This is a genomic window from Lysobacter avium (assembly GCF_015209745.1).
Classification (GTDB): Bacteria; Pseudomonadota; Gammaproteobacteria; order Xanthomonadales; family Xanthomonadaceae; genus Novilysobacter; species Novilysobacter avium.
This window is the reverse complement of sequence record NZ_CP063657.1, coordinates 1,744,178-1,760,668: the sequence shown is the minus strand read 5'-3', so window position 1 is coordinate 1,760,668 and position 16,491 is coordinate 1,744,178. Positions and strand designations below refer to the sequence as shown.

Genomic DNA, 16,491 nt, shown 5'->3' with positions numbered 1-16,491 from the left:
AATGGTCGATTCCAGCCTGGCGCTGGGCCACTACCTCGCATTGGGTGCGGTGCTGTTCTGCATCTCGGTTGCGGGCATCTTCCTCAACCGCAAGAACGTCATCGTCCTGATCATGTCGATCGAGCTGATGCTGCTCGCCGTCAACATCAACTTCGTCGGTTTCTCGCGACAGTTCGGCGATCCGGCCGGCCAGGTGTTCGTGTTCTTCATCCTGACCGTGGCTGCGGCTGAAGCCGCCATTGGCCTGGCGATCCTCGTCACGCTGTTCCGTAACAGGCGCACGATCAACGTCGCCGAAATCGATTTGATGAAGGGCTGATCCGATGTCGGGTATGGAATTCGTCGTTTCCAAGTCGGCGCTGCTGGCCATCGTCCTCGCGCCACTGGTGGGCACGATCATCGCGGGCTTCTTCGGCCGCAGGATCGGCCGCGCCGGCGCGCACAGCGTCACCATCCTGGGCGTGGCTATCAGTTGCGCGCTGTCTGGCTGGGTGCTGTGGCAGCTGGTGGGGCAGGGTGCGGCGCCGTTCAACGAGAACCTCTACACCTGGTTCAAGGTCGGCGGCTTCGAGGCGCATATCGGCTTCATGGTCGACAAGCTGACCGCGATGATGATGGTGGTGGTGACGTTCGTGTCGCTGTTGGTGCACATCTACAGCATCGGTTACATGGCCGGCGACGACGGCTACCAGCGCTTCTTCAGCTACATCAGCCTGTTCACCTTCTCCATGCTGGCGCTGGTGATGAGCAACAACTTCCTGCAGCTGTTCTTCGGCTGGGAAGCGGTGGGGCTGGTCTCCTACCTGCTGATCGGGTTCTGGTTCAAGCGTCCCACCGCGGTGTTCGCCAACTTCAAGGCGTTCATGGTCAACCGCGTCGGTGATTTCGGCTTCATCCTCGGCATCGCCGCGGTGGCGTGGCACTTCGGCTCGCTGGACTACGCGACCGTGTTCGCCAATTCGACCAGCCTGGTCGGCCAGACCATGTCGGTGATCGACGGTCACGAGTGGTCCATCGCAACCGTGATCGGCATCTGCCTGTTCATCGGCGCGATGGGCAAGTCGGCGCAGGTGCCGCTGCACGTGTGGTTGCCGGACTCCATGGAAGGCCCGACACCGATCTCCGCGCTGATCCATGCCGCGACCATGGTCACCGCGGGCATCTTCATGGTGGCGCGGATGTCACCCCTGTTCGAGCTGTCGGATACCGCGTTGCAGTTCATCCTGTTCATCGGTGCGACGACCGCGTTCTTCACCGGCCTGATCGGCATCGTGCAGAACGACATCAAGCGGGTGATTGCGTATTCCACGCTGTCCCAGCTGGGCTACATGACCGTCGCGCTGGGCGTGTCGGCATACAGTGCGGGCGTCTTCCACCTTATGACCCACGCCTTCTTCAAGGCGCTGCTGTTCCTGGGCGCCGGCTCGGTGATCATCGGCATGCATCACGAGCAGGACATGCGCCGCATGGGCGGCCTGCGCAAGTACATGCCGGTGACCTACTGGACGATGCTGATCGGCACGCTGGCGCTGGTCGGGACGCCATTTTTCAGCGGTTTCTACTCCAAGGACACCATCATCGAGGCGGCGCACCACGCCAGCGCCGGTGGCAGCTGGGTCCACCAGTACGCGTACTGGGCTGTCCTGCTGGGCGCGTTCGTCACCGCCTTCTACAGCTTCCGCCTGCTGTACCTGACCTTCCACGGCAAGGAACGCTTCCGCGACGCGCCGGCCATCGTTCACGGCGACGCGCTGCCCCATGAAGGCCACGACGTCCACGAGCCGCACGAGTCGCCGCTGTCGGTGACGGTGCCGCTGATCCTGTTGGCGATTCCCTCCGTGCTGATCGGCTTCTTCACCGCCGGTCCGATGCTGTTCGGGACCAACTGGAGCGGAAGCATCGAACAGGCGCCGTTCTTCCTCGGGTCCATCGACGTCAGTGCCGCGCGTGACGTGGTCGCCACCCTCGCGTCTGAGGTCTGGCATGGCCCGGTCCAGTTCGCACTGCATGGCCTGACCGCGCCGACGTTCTGGCTTGCCCTGGGCGGGTTTGCCCTGGCCACGGTGATGTATGTCTGGAGGCCGGATCTGCCGGCCAAGGCCCGCGCGACATTGGCAGTTCCGGTCCGCATCCTCGAGGAGAAATACGGTTTCGACACGCTGTGGATCAAGGGCCTCGCCGGTGGCAGCCTCAAGGTCGGCCAGGCATCCAGCGCGGTGGACAGCAAGTTGATCGACGGACTGTTCGTCAACGGCAGCGTCCGGGTGGTCGAGCTGGTTGCCAACCTGAGCCGCCGGATCCAGTCCGGCTACCTGTACCACTACGCCTTTGTGATGATTATCGGCCTGATCGTGATGTTGGCCGCCCTCATCCGTAACCTGATCTGACAAGGACCGCGACGTGACCCCCGAGCCCTTCCAGAGCGCGCTTCCTTTGCTGAGCCTGCTTGTTTGGCTGCCGATCATCGGCGGCCTGATCACCCTTGCCCTTGGTAACGAGCGGGCCGTTCCCGCCCGCTGGTTTGCCACCGGCGTCGCCGCCATCACCTTCGTGCTCAGCCTGCTGCTGTTCACCGGATTCGACTACAGCACCGCGGCGATGCAGTTCGTCGAGAACAAACCGTGGATCCCGGCCTTCGATATCCGCTACCACTTCGGCGTGGACGGATTCTCGGTGCCGCTGATCGGCCTGACCGCGCTGACCTCGGTGCTGGTGCTGATCGGGGCGTGGGGCGTGGACAAGCGCGTCAGCCAGTACTACGCCTCCTTCCTGATCCTGGAAGGGCTGATGATCGGCATCTTCTGCGCGCTCGACTCGATGCTGTTCTACGTGTTCTTCGAGTGCATGCTGATCCCGATGTTCATCATCATCGGCGTCTGGGGTGGGCCGCGCCGGGTCTACGCCGCGCTCAAGTTCTTCATCTACACCTTCCTCGGGTCGGTGTTCATGTTGATCGCGCTGATCTACCTGTACATGAAGGGCGGCAGTTGGCAGATCGCCGACATGGTGCAGCTGTCGCTGACCGCCACCGAGCAGACCTGGATCTTCTTCGGCTTCCTGCTCGGTTTTGCGATCAAGATCCCGATGTTCCCGGTGCACACCTGGTTGCCGGACGCGCACGTCGAAGCACCGACCGCCGGTTCGGTGATCCTGGCCGCGATCATGCTGAAGATCGGCGGCTATGGCTTCCTGCGTTTCGCGCTGCCGATCGTCCCTGATGCGGGCGCGGAGTGGGCGTGGCTGCTGATCGCGCTCAGCCTGATCGCGGTCGTCTACGTTGGTCTGGTCGCGCTGGCGCAGTCGGACATGAAGCGGCTGATTGCCTACTCCTCGGTCGCCCACATGGGTTTTGTCACCCTGGGTACCTTCATTGCCTTCGGCCTGGTGCGCGACTTCGGCAACGTCGACGCGGCGCGTCTGGGCCTGCAGGGTGCGATGGTGCAGATGGTCAGCCACGGCTTCATCTCCGCGGCGCTGTTCACCAGCATCGGCGTGCTCTACGACCGCCTGCACACGCGCCGGATCAGCGATTACGGCGGCGTGGCGAACCTGATGCCGGCGTTCGCGGTGTTCTACGTGCTGTTCGCGATGGCCAACTCAGGGCTGCCGGGTACCTCCGGGTTCGTCGGCGAGTTCATGGTCATCGTCGCCAGCTTCCAGAAGCACCCGTTGATTGCCCTGGTGGCCGCGCTGACCCTGATCATCAGTGCCGGTTACAGCCTGTGGCTGGTCAAGCGCGTGCTGTGGGGGCCAGTTGCCAACGACAAGGTCGCGGCGATGAAGGACATCAATGGCCGCGAGATGTTCGTGCTGGGGGTTTTTGCCGTCTTTACCCTGGCGCTGGGCGTTTGGCCCAAGCCGCTGACCGACATGATGGAACCCACCATCGCCAATCTGGCGATGCAGATCGCCGCATCCAAGTTCTAGGCAAGTTGCAACCAGTCCAGTCGGCCAATCGCGCGACCTGCGCCTGACCAATCAGAGATAGCCAATGATCCACGTACGTTCCGCCGCCGAATTGCTGCCGCTGCTGCCAGAGCTGGTCCTGGTCGGCGGTGCCTTCGCGCTGCTGATGCTCGATCTGTTCCTGGACGAGACCCGCCGCGCCGTCATCCATGTCCTGTCGATGGTCCTGTTGCTGGCCGTGGCGGCGATGCTGGCCACCGGCGTGGGGGAGCACGGGAACGTATTCGACGGCATGTTCGTGCGCGACACGCTTGCAGATGTGCTGAAGATCGGCATCGCGCTGGCGTCGGCGCTGTCGATGGTTTACCTGTGGCCGTTCATGCGCGAGCGGGGCATCTACAAGGGCGAGATGTCCGTGCTGATGCTGTTCGCGACCCTGGGCATGATGCTGCTGGTGTCGGCCGGCAACCTGGTGATGATCTACATCGGCCTGGAGATGCTCGCGCTGTGCTCCTACGCGCTGGTGGCCATCGACCGTGACAACTCGATGGCGTCCGAGGCGGGCATCAAGTACTTCGTGCTGGGGTCGCTGGCTTCCGGTTTGCTGCTTTACGGGCTCTCGCTGATCTATGGCGCCACCGGCGCGCTGGACATCCAGGCCGTCGCGTTGGCCGCGCCGATCACCGAGTCGCCCACGCTGCTGGCGACCGGCCTCGTGTTCGTGGTCGCAGGCATCGCCTTCAAGTTCGGTGCCGCGCCTTTCCACATGTGGCTGCCGGACGTGTACCACGGTGCGCCCACTCCGATCAGCCTGTTCATCGGCTCGGCGCCCAAGCTGGCCGCCTTCGGCCTGACCTACCGCCTGCTGGAGCAGGGCCTGGGGCCACTGAACGACCATTGGCGGATCATGTTGGGCGTCCTGGCGGTGCTGTCACTGGCGCTCGGCAACTTCGGCGCGCTGATGCAGGTCAACCTGAAGCGGATGCTGGCGTACTCGACGATTTCCCACGTGGGCTTCCTTCTGATCGGGTTCGCGGCCGCCTCTCCCGGCGGTTATGCAGCGGCGATGTTCTATGCCATCAGTTACGCGCTCATGGCGGCGGCCGCCTTCGGCGCCATCGTGGTTATGTCGCGCCGCGGCTTCGATGCGGACGAGATCATCGACTATCGCGGCTTGAACTCGCGCAACCCCTGGATGGCGGGGATGATCCTGCTGGTGATGTTCTCGCTTGCCGGCGTGCCGCCCTTCATCGGCTTCTGGGCCAAGCTTGCTGTGCTGCAGGCGGCGGTGCAGGGCGACATGCTCTGGCTGGCGATCGTCGGTATCGTTTTCGCGGTGATCGGCGCGTTCTACTACCTGCGGGTGGTCAAGGTGATGTACTTCGACGAGGCGGTGGGTCCCGTGCACCCTCCGTCCAGCAACCGGCCGCTGCGGATCGTATTCGGCGTGAACGCGATGATCCTGCTGGCGCTGGGTCTGGCCTGGAGCCCGCTGATGGAGTGGTGCCAGCGTTCCTTCGGCATCTGAGTCGACGCGCTGGCCGTCGCGCGCGACCTCCGATACTGCGGTTGGCGAGCGCAGACCGATTGTTGTTCCCATTTGGGTGGCGAGCGGTTATGATGCTCGGCCCGAGAGGGTGCGAAGACCGGTAAGACGGCTTCGGGCAACACCGGCAGACATCGTCCGTCGGGCAGGATATCCCCCAGAGGTCTTGGCGGGCTCTTGCGAAGTTTCAAGTCCGCCGATACAATGGGCGGCCTGATGCGGGGTGGAGCAGTCTGGCAGCTCGTCGGGCTCATAACCCGAAGGTCGCAGGTTCAAATCCTGCCCCCGCTACCAGCTTCAGATCAGGATCGCCAGAACAGCGGCGTTTCGCGGGCCTGCCTCCACATGGAGTCTCTTCCGTCATGATCGAAGCCTGGGCTTGGTGACACGCTCTGCTCGCGTGTCGCACCGACATCCAGGTGTTTGGACAAGGGGCCCATTGGGTCCTTTGTTGTTTTTGCTGGAATGGTTTGCAGATATCCACGTGCGATCGCAGGAGTCAGCCACGAGTGACGGACAAAGCCGCCGAAATCAGCCGCCTTCTCGCCCCAACGGTTTCTTCCCTGGGAGTCGAGCTGCTTGGCATCGAGTACCTCCCGTCACCGGGCGGTGCGGTCGTGCGGCTGTACATCGACGTGCCGGCCGACGGGGCTGATCCAGCGGAGACCGGCAATGGTGACCACTTGCCGCGCTCGGTCTCCATCGAGGACTGCGAGGCGGTGAGCCGCGAGGTGTCCGCCCAACTCGACGTGGAAGACCCGATTTCCGGCAACTACACCCTCGAGGTGTCCTCCCCCGGGCTCGATCGACCGCTGTTCACGCAGGCGCAGTTCGCCCGCTTCATCGGCGAGACCGCCAAAGTCACGCTGCGACTGCCGATCGATGGGCGCCGTCGCCTCACCGGCGTCATCACCCGGGTCGACGGCGAGGGCGTATCGTTCCTGGTGGACGGGGCCGAGTTTGTGGTCGCCGCAGACAATATCGACAAGGCGCGCCTGGTTCCCGACTGGGCCGCGCTGGGCCTGGCGCCAAGCAAGCCCGGTGCCAAGCCGGGTGCGCGAAAGAATCCAACCGGAAAATCAACCAACAAGCCGACGGCGGACGAACCGCCCGCGGCGGAGTGACGAGATGAGCAAGGAACTGTTGCTGGTCGTGGACGCGGTCGCCCATGAGAAGGGCGTGCCGGAGTCGGTGATCCTCGATGCCATCGAGGCCGCGCTGGCCTCCGCGGCGAAGAAGCGCTACCTCGACGAAGACGTGCTGGTCCGGGTCAAGATCAATCCCGAGGACGGCAGCTACGAGACCTTCCGGCGCATGGAAGTGGTCGCCGATGACGTGGTCATGGAGTCGCCCGACCGCCAGATCCGCCTGATGGATGCCGTCGACGAGGTCGAGGGCGTCGAGGTCGGCGACTACATCGACGAGCAGATCGACAACCCGGAGTTCGGACGCATTGCCGCGCAGGCCGCCAAGCAGGTGATCGTGCAGCGCGTGCGCGAGGCCGAGCGAGCGCAGGTCATCGATGCCTGGAAGGACCGCGTCGGCGAGCTGGTGACGGGCATCGTCAAGCGCGTCGAGCGCGGCAACATCTACGTCGACCTGGGCGGCAACGCCGAGGCGATCATCACCAAGGACAAGGGCATTCCGCGTGACGTCCTGCGTGCGGGCGACCGCGTCCGCGGTTACCTCTACGACGTGCGCAGCGAGCCGCGTGGGCCGCAGCTGTTCATCAGCCGCGCCGCCCCCGAGTTCATGATGGAACTGTTCAAGCTCGAGGTGCCCGAGGTCGGCCAGGGCCTGGTCTCGATCATGGGCTGCGCGCGCGATCCGGGCGACCGCGCGAAGATCGCGGTGCTCGCACACGACAACCGAACCGATCCGATCGGTGCCTGCATTGGCATGCGTGGTTCGCGCGTGCAGGCGGTCACCAACGAGCTCAACGGCGAGCGCGTGGATATCGTGCTGTGGTCCGACAATCCGGCCCAGTTCGTGATCAACGCAATGGCGCCCGCCGAGGTCCAGTCGATCATCGTCGACGAGGACAAGCACTCGATGGACCTGGCGGTTGCCGAAGACCGCCTCGCCCAGGCGATCGGCAAGGGCGGTCAGAACGTGCGCCTCGCCAGCCGCCTGTCGGGTTGGCAGCTCAACGTGATGACCCAGGACCAGGTCACCGAGAAGTCGGAGGCCGAGCAGTCGGCCGCCCGCCAGCTGTTCCAGGAGAAGCTGGAGGTCGATGAGGAAATCGCGTCGATCCTTGTGGCGGAAGGCTTCAATACCATCGAGGAGATTGCCTACGTCCCGGTCGGCGAATTGCTGGCCGTGGAAGGCTTCGACGAGGACATTGTCGAGGAACTGCGCACCCGCGCCCGCGATGCGCTGCTTGATGACGCGCTCGCCGCCGAAGAGGCAGTGGAGGACGACGGCGCCCCTTCGCAGGACCTGCTTACGCTGGAGGGCATGGACGAAGATCTCGCCCTTGTCCTCGCCGCGCGGGGCATCGTCACCAGGGACGACCTGGCCGATCTTGCCACCGACGAGCTGGCCGACGTTGAAGGCCTGGACGAGGCACGCGCCTCCGCATTGATCATGGAAGCGCGCAAACACTGGTTCGAGTAACGCGGCGGGGTTTTTGACCGGGTTCAGGCAACCCAGCCGCTACAATGCATCATCACGCACGGGCACTGGTCCGTGCCACAGGACACGGAAACCGAATGTCGCAGCAAACCACCATCCGCAAGTTGGCCCAACTGGTGAATACGCCGGTCGAGAAGTTGCTGGAGCAGTTGGCCGAGGCCGGCATGCCGTTCAGTGGCCCGGACCAGGCCGTCACCAGTACCGAGAAGGTCAAATTGCTCGGGTTCCTGCGTCGCACCCATGGCAAGCCGGAAACCGCGGACGCCAAGGGCGAGGCCCCGAAAAAGATCACCCTCAACCGCAGCCGCCGGCAGGAATTGACCGTCGGCGGTGGCAAGAGCCGGTCGACGGTGGATGTCGTCGTGCGCAAGAAGGTCACAGTGGTCCGGCCCGATGCCGGCGTCGTGGATCCGACCGATGAGCGCGCCGAGATCCTGCGCAAGCTGGAGGAATCGCGTCAGCGCAATCTGGCCGAGCAGAAGGCATTGGCCGAGGCTGACCAGCGCCGCGCCGAGGAGGCCGAGCAGGCCAAGCGTGACGCAGAAGAAGCCGAGCGCCGCAAGATCGAAGAAGCCAAGGCCGCCGAAGCCGCGCCGGTGGTTGCTGCGCCCGACGAGATTCCCGAGCCGGCGCCAACGCATGGCCACGGTCATCCCAAACCACCTGCCCGCGGCGATGACCGCCCGGCAGCACCCCGCAAGGGTCGTGGTGCGGCCGCTCCGGCGGGCCGCGATGATGATCGCGGCGGCAAGCGTTTTGCCGGCCAGATGCACCTGAGTGCGTCCGATCGTGCGCGTCGTTCCACCAATACCCGTGGCCGCGCCAAGCCGCGCCGCCAGAGCGACCAGAGCCGTACCGGAACGGGCTTCACCCGGCCGACCGCGCCGATCGTGCGCGATGTCGCCATCGGCGAGACCATCACCGTGGCCGACCTGGCGCAGAAGATGTCGCTCAAGGGCGGCGAAGTGGTCAAGGCGCTGTTCAAGATGGGCGTCATGGCGACGATCACGCAGAGCATCGACCATGACACCGCCGCGCTGGTGACCGAGGAGCTGGGCCACAACGTGGTCCGCGCCGACGCCGCCGACGTGGAGAATGTCCTGCTGGCCCACGTCGAGAACATCGACGGCGAGCAGACATCCCGTCCGCCGGTCGTGACCATCATGGGTCACGTCGACCACGGCAAGACCTCGTTGCTGGACTATATCCGCCGCACCAAGATCGCCACCGGCGAAGCGGGTGGCATCACCCAGCACATCGGTGCGTACCACGTCGAAACCGACAAGGGCATCATCAGCTTCCTGGATACCCCGGGCCACGCGGCGTTCTCGTCGATGCGCTCGCGCGGTGCCAAGCTGACCGACATCATTGTGCTCGTGGTTGCCGCCGACGATGGCGTGAAGCCGCAGACGGTGGAAGCGGTGCAGCATGCCAAGGCCGCCGGCGTTCCGCTGATCGTGGCGATCAACAAGATCGACAAGTCCGAAGCCGACCCGCTGCGGGTCAAGAACGAGTTGCTCGAGCACGAGGTCGTCGCCGAGGAGTTCGGTGGTGACACCCAGTTCGTTGAGCTCTCGGCAAAGACCGGGCAGAACATCGACGGCCTGCTGGACGCGATCACGCTGCAGGCCGAGTTCCTCGAGCTGTCTGCGGTGGCTGATGGCCGCGCCAGCGGCGTCGTCATCGAGTCCGCGCTCGACAAGGGCCGCGGTGCCGTGGCTACGGTGCTGGTGCAGCAGGGTGAGCTCAAGAAGGGCGACTACCTGGTCTGCGGCGTGCAATATGGCCGCGTACGAGCGCTGTTCAACGAGGCAGGCGAGCAGGTCGATTCCGCCGGGCCATCCATTCCCGTGCAGGTCCTGGGCCTGTCCGGCGTGCCCGATGCCGGCGACGATTTCGTCGTGGTCGAGGACGAGCGCCTGGCCAAGGATGTTGCCGGTCAGCGTGACGCGCAGCGCCGCGAATCGCGTCTGGTCGCCCAGAGCGGCAACCGCATGGAAGACATCATGGCCCAGATCGGCCAGGGTGATCAGCTGAGCCTGCCCTTGATCATCAAGGCGGACGTGCAGGGTTCGGTGCAGGCACTGACCGAGGCACTCACCGCGTTGTCCACCAGCGACATCCGCATCAACGTGATCGGCTCCGGTGTCGGTGGTATCAACGAGTCCGACGCGCAGCTGGCCTCGACCTCCAAGGCCACCATCATCGGCTTCAACGTCCGCGCCGACGCCTCGGCGCGCAAGGTCATCGAGACCAACGGCGTGGACCTGCGCTACTTCTCGATCATCTATGACGTGATCGATCAGGTGAAGCAGGTCGCGTCCGGCATCCTGGGCGTGGAGATCCGCGAGGAAATCATCGGCAACGCCGAGGTCCGCGACGTCTTCCGCAGCTCCAAGTTCGGCGCGGTTGCCGGCTGCATGGTGGTGGAGGGCGTGGTCAAGCGGACCAAGCCGATCCGCGTCCTGCGCGACAGCGTGGTCATCTTCGAAGGCGAGCTGGAATCCCTGCGCCGCTTCAAGGAGAACGTCGACGAGGTCCGCGTCAACACCGAGTGCGGCATCGGTGTGAAGCAGTACAACGACGTCCAGGTTGGCGATGTCATCGAGTGCTTCGAGCGCATCGAAGTCCAGCGCACGCTGTGATGCGATGAAGACCTTCCATCGCTCCGATCGTGTTTCCGCCCAGCTCCGACGTGAGCTGGGCACCCTGGTGCATGCGGCGGTTCGCGAGCACGGCCTTCCATCGGTGAGCGTGTCCGATGTCGAGGTGACCCGGGACCTGGCGCACGCCAAGGTCTTCGTCACCGCGTTGCAGGCCGAGCGCTCCGACGAGGCCATGGCCGGGCTGAAGGAGCTCGTCAAGCCGCTGCGTTACGAGTTGGGCCGGGCGATGAAGCTGCGCCACGTGCCCGAACTGCATTTCCACTACGACGACTCGGTCGACCGTGGCGAGCGAATCGACACCCTGCTGCGCGAAAACCCGCCGCTGGCCACCGATGACGGGGACGATCCGCAGGAATGACCGCCGCCGCGGGAAAACGTCCCCGTACCCGGTTTCGTTCCCTTGATGGCCTGTTGTTGCTGGACAAGCCCGCGGGCCTGAGTTCCAACCAGGCGATGCAGCGCGCCCGCCACATCTTCCGTGCCCGCAAGGCGGGCCATACCGGAAGCCTTGATCCCCTCGCGACAGGCTTGTTGCCGATCTGCTTTGGCGAGGCGACCAAGATCGCCGGGCTGCTGCTCGGTGCCGACAAGGCCTATCTGGCCACCGCAGTGCTGGGCATCAGCACCGATACCGATGATGCCGACGGCACGGTACTTCGCGAGCGCCCGGTCCCCGCGCTGGTCGATGCAGATATCGAAGCCGCGCTGACACCACTGCGCGGCGGGATCGAGCAGCGCGCACCGATCTACTCCGCGCTCAAACAGGGAGGTGAACCCCTCTATGCCAAGGCCCGCAGGGGCGAAGCGATCGAGGCGCCGGTGCGTAAGGTGACCGTGCATTCGCTTGACCTGCTGGCGCGCGACGGGGAGCGCCTTCAGCTCGGCGTCGAGTGCGGTTCCGGTACCTACATCCGCAGCCTGGTGCGTGACATGGGCGAGTCTCTTGGCTGTGGTGCGCATGTCGAACATCTTCGCCGGACCTGGGTCGACCCTTTCCGGCAGCCCCGGATGCTTACCCTGGAGGCGCTGGAAGCGCTCGCGAAGCAGGGTGAGGCCGTCCTGGATGCCGCGCTGCTGCCCGTTGAGGCCGGTCTGGCTGACTTTACCCGGGTGGACCTGGACGAGGCCCAGGCCCGCACGCTTGGCTTCGGACAGCCGGTTCTACCGGCAGCGAAGCCGGAGGTGAGTGCCGGCACCACGGTCGCGGTCCATGATCAGGACGGTCGTGCGCTCGGCATCGGGCGCATCGACGATGCCGGTTGGGTCCATCCGCAGCGCCTGTTCGTCTGGGCCACTGCCCCGCAGCCCTGAAATCCTCCCCTGCGCCTTGTTGTCACCTGGGCAGGAGGCTACAATTCGCCTTGCCTTTGACAGGCATCCTTCGTTTCAACAATCTCCTACCATCCAGCGGCGGACCATTGTGGTGCGCCGGCACTTTTTTCCAGTGCCGGCAGCGTTCTGCGGGTCGCGCGTCTACGAGGCACCAAGATGTCCATTGATACCCAGAAAGTCATTGAAGAGAACAAGCGCGGCGAGAACGACACCGGCTCGCCGGAAGTCCAGGTCGCCCTGCTGACCGCACGCATCGAGATGCTCCAGGGTCACTTCAAGGAGCACAAACAGGACCACCACAGCCGTCGTGGCCTGCTGATGATGGTGAACCGCCGTCGCAGCCTGCTTGACTATCTGCACCGCAAGGACGTGGCTCGTTACAAGGCATTGATCGCGAAGCTCGGCCTTCGTCGCTAAACTTTTCCCATCGCGGCGCTTACGGGCGCCGCGATGCGTTTCCGCGGTCGGAAGGCCGTGGTAGAACCAGCAACAGGTCGCAGCCGGCGACCGTCCGGGCAACCCCCCGGCCAACGCCTGACCGCAACCGCACCGATAGGAATTCAACGTGTCAAAAATTACCAAGACCTTCCAGTACGGCAAGCACCAGGTCACCCTGGAAACCGGTGAGATCGCCCGCCAGGCCGGCGGCGCAGTAATCGTCCGCGTTGAAGACACCGTGCTGCTGGTCAGCGCGGTTGCCAACAAAACCGCGCGCGAGGGCCAGGATTTCTTCCCCCTGACCGTCGACTATCAGGAAAAGTTCTACGCTGGCGGCCGCATCCCCGGCGGCTTCTTCAAGCGCGAAGGGCGCCAGACCGAGAAGGAGACGCTGATCTCCCGCCTGATCGATCGTCCGATCCGCCCGCTGTTCCCCGATGGCTTCCGCAACGAGGTCCAGATCATCGCCACGGTGATGTCGCTGAACCCGGAGATCGACGGCGACATCCCGGCCCTGATCGGCGCCTCCGCCGCGCTCGCGCTGTCGGGTGCGCCGTTTGATGGCCCAATCGCTGCCGCCAAGGTCGGCTACAAGGATGGCGAGTACATCCTCAACCCGACCGTCTCGGAGCTGGAGGATTCCAAGCTTGAGCTCGTCGTCGCCGGTACCGCCGATGCGGTTCTGATGGTCGAGTCTGAAGCCGATGTGCTGTCCGAGGACGTGATGCTGGGCGCGGTGATGTTCGGCCACCAGCAGATGCAGGTCGCGATCAACGCGATCAACGAGCTGGTCGCCGAGGCCGGCAAGCCCAAGTGGACCTGGTCTGCGCCGGCCGCCGACGAGTCGCTGGTCTCCGCACTGAAGGCCACGCTGGGCGATCGCCTGACCCAGGCGTTTGCGGTGAGCGACAAGCTCGAGCGCAAGGACGCCATCTCGGCGCTGAAGAAGGACGTGCTAGGCTCGATGGCCGAGCAGATGGAAGCCAACGGCTGGACCACAAGCGACGTATCCAAGCAGTTTTCCGAGCTGGAATACAGCACCCTGCGCGGCACTGTGCTCAGCACCAAGGTCCGTATCGACGGCCGTGCCCCCGACGCGGTGCGCGGGATCAGCTCCAAGGTCAGCATCCTGCCGCGTGTGCACGGCTCGGCGCTGTTCACCCGTGGCGAGACCCAGGCGATCGTCGCGGTCACCCTGGGTACCGCGCGCGATGGCCAGGTCATCGATGCCGTGGGCGGCGAGTACAAGGACCACTTCCTGTTCCACTACAACTTCCCTCCCTACTCGGTGGGCGAAGCGGGCCGCATGATGGGCCCGAAGCGCCGCGAGATCGGCCACGGGCGCCTGGCCAAGCGCGGCGTGCTCGCCGTGATGCCGACCATGGAAGCCTTCCCGTACACCATCCGCGTGGTCTCGGAGATCACCGAGTCGAACGGCTCCTCGTCGATGGCGTCGGTCTGCGGCAGCTCGCTGGCACTGATGGACGCCGGGGTGCCGATCAAGGCCCCGGTCGCGGGCATCGCGATGGGCCTGGTGAAGGAAGGCAATGACTACGTCGTGCTGTCCGACATCCTCGGCGACGAGGATCACCTGGGCGACATGGACTTCAAGGTGGCCGGTACCAGCGAGGGCATTTCGGCCCTGCAGATGGACATCAAGATCCAGGGCATCACCGAGGAGATCATGAAGGCGGCGCTGCAGCAGGCCAAGGCCGGTCGCCTGCATATCCTGGGCGAGATGGCCCATGCGATGACCTCGCCGCGTGGCGAGCTGAGCGAGTTCGCGCCGCGCCTGATCACCATCAAGATCCATCCCGACAAGATCCGTGAAGTGATCGGCAAGGGTGGCTCGGTGATCCAGGCCATCACCAAGGAAACCGGCACCCAGATCGACATCCAGGACGACGGCACGATCACCATCGCCTCGGTCAATGCGATCGCCGGTCAGGCTGCCAAGGACCGGATCGAGCAGATCACCTCGGACGTCGAGCCGGGCCGCATCTACGAAGGCAAGGTCGCCAAGATCATGGACTTCGGCGCGTTCGTGACGATCTCCCCGGGGAAGGACGGTCTGGTCCACGTGTCGCAGATCTCCAACGACCGCGTCGAGAAGGTCAGCGACGTGCTCAAGGAAGGCGACATGGTCAAGGTCAAGGTGCTGGAAGTCGACAAGCAGGGCCGCATCCGCCTGTCGATGAAGGCCGTGGACGAAGGCGAGGGTACGCCGGCGGAGTAATCCGCAAGGGCGCGATTGTTTGTTTGCAGAAAAGCGGGCTTCGGCCCGCTTTTTTCATGCGCCCGGTCTGGGCCGGCGCCCGGTGAAATGGTCCATCGATGAGTAGACCCGGAACACCCTGTCAGCCAGCACGTCCCACAACGGCTGCGGCAGTACGCCCCGCAGCGCGCCGCTGAGCCACACGGACCACGGCATCATCAGCCGGGCCTTGCCGCGCTTCATCGCTCGCCACGCACGGTCGACGACGTCTTCGGGTTCCATCAGCGGCGTCAGCAGCGGCGCCCGCGCGCCGGCGAACATGCCGGTGGTGATATAGCTCGGGATCAGCGTCGTCACTCGTACGTGGCCGTGCCCTGCACGCAACAGTTCCAGCCGCACTGAATCGCTCCAGCCGATCACCGCCCATTTGGACGCGGCGTAGACGCTCATCCGCGGCACCGACAGCATCCCTGAAGCGGAGGCCACGTTCAGAATGCGCGCAGGACCCGGATTGGCGATCATCGCCGGAAGGAACTCGCGGGTGATGTGCATCAGGGCCAGCACGTTGATGTCCATCACCGCCGCAATGTCGCGCGTGTGGTCGTGCTCCCAGAACAGCTTGCTGCGCACGATGCCGGCGTTGTTGATGACCACGTCCGGATCGCCCACTTCGCTGCGCACCCGCGCCGCGGCGGTGGTGATATCGGACAGCGAGGCGACGTCTACAACGTAGGCGTGGATCTGTGTGCCCGGCCTGCCGATCTCATCCCGGGTGGCCGCCAGACCAGGTCCGTCCAGGTCCCAGAGCACCACGGACTTGGCGCCCTCCGCGATCGCACGCTCGGCATACAGCCGGCCCATGCCCATTGCGGCGCCGGTGATCAGGACGATTTTTCCCTCTACTGATTGCATGCCCACCCCCATCTATTCAAACGATTGTGCACGAGCGGCGGAAAGGTCGGCGCGTCAGCAATGTTGAGGGGCAGGCGGCAGGCCGAACAGTCGCTCGGCATTGGACGAGGTTGCGGCGGCCAGCTCATCCGCGGAAATGTCCCGCAGCTGGGCGATGGTTTCCAGCACATGGGTAATGCGCGCGGGCTCGTTGCGCTTGCCGCGATGGGCGGCATCGGGCTGGTCGGGTGCGTCGGTTTCCAGCAGCAGCCATTCCAGCGGCATCGTCGCCACGATCCTGCGCAGGCGTTTTGCGCGCTCATACGTGACCGGCCCGCCGAATCCGAGCATGAACCCGTTCTCCCAGAGGATATCGGCCTGCTGCTGGCTGCCGGGGAAGCTGTGGACGACGCCGCGAAGATTGCCGATCCGGCGGATCGCGGAGATCACCTGATCCACCGCGCGGCGGGCGTGGACGATCACCGGCAGGTCGAAGTCGCGCGCCAGTTTGAGCTGGGCATCGAAGTACCAGGCCTGTTCCTCGCGGTCCGGATCCGGAATGTAGAAATCCAAGCCGCATTCCCCCACGGCAACAGGCTTCTCGCGTTCAATCCACTGCTTCAGGTCGGCGATGTGTTCGCGTCGGTGCGCATCCAGGAACATCGGGTGCAGGCCGTACGCGGCGTGCAGTCCGTCGCCAGAGGCACAGACGTCGCGCAAGCCCGGCCAGCCAGCGGCAATCGTCGCCGGCACCACCTGCCGGGTGACGCCGGCGATCCGGGCGCGCTTGACCACTTCCGCGCGGTCCTGGTCGAACTCCGGAGCGTCAAGGTGGCAATGCGTGTCTACAAGCACAGGAT

The 16,491-nt window shown here is 64.8% G+C and carries 13 protein-coding genes and 1 tRNA gene; 12 read left to right on the top strand and 2 right to left on the bottom strand.

Features of this window, described 5'->3' with window-relative positions:
* Position 1: 1 nt before the first annotated feature.
* From nuoK to pnp, 12 genes are all read left to right on the top strand, one after another.
* On the top strand, positions 2-319 hold the full coding sequence (nuoK, locus tag INQ42_RS07920; protein ID WP_194035814.1) for an NADH-quinone oxidoreductase subunit NuoK: 318 nt from the start codon (positions 2-4) through the stop codon (positions 317-319).
* Positions 320-332: 13 nt separating this feature from the next.
* A complete protein-coding gene (nuoL, locus tag INQ42_RS07915) occupies positions 333-2,387 on the top strand; it encodes an NADH-quinone oxidoreductase subunit L (protein ID WP_194033798.1) in 2,055 nt (684 codons plus the stop codon).
* 13 nt (positions 2,388-2,400) lie between these two features.
* The gene (locus INQ42_RS07910; protein ID WP_194033797.1) at positions 2,401-3,927 is read left to right on the top strand and encodes an NADH-quinone oxidoreductase subunit M; all 1,527 of its coding nucleotides are present in this window, start codon (positions 2,401-2,403) and stop codon (positions 3,925-3,927) included.
* A 64-nt stretch (positions 3,928-3,991) separates the two neighbouring features.
* On the top strand, positions 3,992-5,434 hold the full coding sequence (gene nuoN, locus INQ42_RS07905) for an NADH-quinone oxidoreductase subunit NuoN (protein ID WP_194033796.1): 1,443 nt from the start codon (positions 3,992-3,994) through the stop codon (positions 5,432-5,434).
* Between the two features lie 235 nt (positions 5,435-5,669).
* Positions 5,670-5,746, top strand: a tRNA-Met gene (locus tag INQ42_RS07900).
* A gap of 215 nt (positions 5,747-5,961) precedes the next feature.
* On the top strand, positions 5,962-6,576 hold the full coding sequence (locus INQ42_RS07895; RefSeq protein WP_194033795.1) for a ribosome maturation factor RimP: 615 nt from the start codon (positions 5,962-5,964) through the stop codon (positions 6,574-6,576).
* 4 nt (positions 6,577-6,580) lie between these two features.
* Positions 6,581-8,071, top strand: coding sequence for a transcription termination factor NusA (gene nusA / locus INQ42_RS07890; RefSeq protein WP_194033794.1), 1,491 nt, complete (start codon positions 6,581-6,583; stop codon positions 8,069-8,071).
* A 95-nt stretch (positions 8,072-8,166) separates the two neighbouring features.
* Positions 8,167-10,734, top strand: coding sequence for a translation initiation factor IF-2 (gene infB / locus INQ42_RS07885; protein WP_194033793.1), 2,568 nt, complete (start codon positions 8,167-8,169; stop codon positions 10,732-10,734).
* Positions 10,735-10,738: 4 nt separating this feature from the next.
* Positions 10,739-11,113: a 30S ribosome-binding factor RbfA gene (gene rbfA / locus INQ42_RS07880; protein WP_194033792.1), complete on the top strand. Its 375-nt coding sequence runs from the start codon at positions 10,739-10,741 to the stop codon at positions 11,111-11,113.
* Positions 11,110-12,066, top strand: coding sequence for a tRNA pseudouridine(55) synthase TruB (gene truB, locus INQ42_RS07875; protein ID WP_194033791.1), 957 nt, complete (start codon positions 11,110-11,112; stop codon positions 12,064-12,066). Before rbfA ends, truB begins: the two co-directional genes overlap by 4 nt.
* 177 nt (positions 12,067-12,243) lie before the next feature.
* Positions 12,244-12,504, top strand: coding sequence for a 30S ribosomal protein S15 (gene rpsO / locus INQ42_RS07870; RefSeq protein ID WP_043957234.1), 261 nt, complete (start codon positions 12,244-12,246; stop codon positions 12,502-12,504).
* 148 nt (positions 12,505-12,652) lie between these two features.
* Positions 12,653-14,761 (top strand): polyribonucleotide nucleotidyltransferase, encoded by a 2,109-nt coding sequence (pnp, locus tag INQ42_RS07865; protein WP_194033790.1) that lies wholly within the window; start codon positions 12,653-12,655, stop codon positions 14,759-14,761.
* 54 nt (positions 14,762-14,815) lie between these two features.
* On the opposite strand, the gene INQ42_RS07860 is transcribed toward pnp, so the two are convergent.
* Together INQ42_RS07860 and INQ42_RS07855 are read right to left on the bottom strand one after the other, a co-directional pair.
* Complete coding sequence (locus INQ42_RS07860) at positions 14,816-15,652, bottom strand: SDR family oxidoreductase (RefSeq protein ID WP_228062448.1); 837 nt, start codon at positions 15,650-15,652, stop codon at positions 14,816-14,818.
* A 54-nt stretch (positions 15,653-15,706) separates the two neighbouring features.
* The gene (locus INQ42_RS07855; protein ID WP_194033788.1) at positions 15,707-16,486 is read right to left on the bottom strand and encodes a TatD family hydrolase; all 780 of its coding nucleotides are present in this window, start codon (positions 16,484-16,486) and stop codon (positions 15,707-15,709) included.
* Positions 16,487-16,491 lie beyond the last annotated feature (5 nt).

Bases quoted from the DNA above. Each gene is read 5' to 3' on its own strand.
- INQ42_RS07860 (WP_228062448.1), bottom strand. From the start codon at position 15,652: ATGCAATCAGTAGAGGGAAAAATCGTCCTGATCACCGGCGCCGCAATG.
- nuoN (WP_194033796.1), top strand. From the start codon at position 3,992: ATGATCCACGTACGTTCCGCCGCCGAATTGCTGCCGCTGCTGCCAGAG.
- rpsO (WP_043957234.1), top strand. From the start codon at position 12,244: ATGTCCATTGATACCCAGAAAGTCATTGAAGAGAACAAGCGCGGCGAG.
- nusA (WP_194033794.1), top strand. From the start codon at position 6,581: ATGAGCAAGGAACTGTTGCTGGTCGTGGACGCGGTCGCCCATGAGAAG.
- rbfA (WP_194033792.1), top strand. From the start codon at position 10,739: ATGAAGACCTTCCATCGCTCCGATCGTGTTTCCGCCCAGCTCCGACGT.
- nuoL (WP_194033798.1), top strand. From the start codon at position 333: ATGGAATTCGTCGTTTCCAAGTCGGCGCTGCTGGCCATCGTCCTCGCG.
- infB (WP_194033793.1), top strand. From the start codon at position 8,167: ATGTCGCAGCAAACCACCATCCGCAAGTTGGCCCAACTGGTGAATACG.
- nuoK (WP_194035814.1), top strand. From the start codon at position 2: ATGGTCGATTCCAGCCTGGCGCTGGGCCACTACCTCGCATTGGGTGCG.
- truB (WP_194033791.1), top strand. From the start codon at position 11,110: ATGACCGCCGCCGCGGGAAAACGTCCCCGTACCCGGTTTCGTTCCCTT.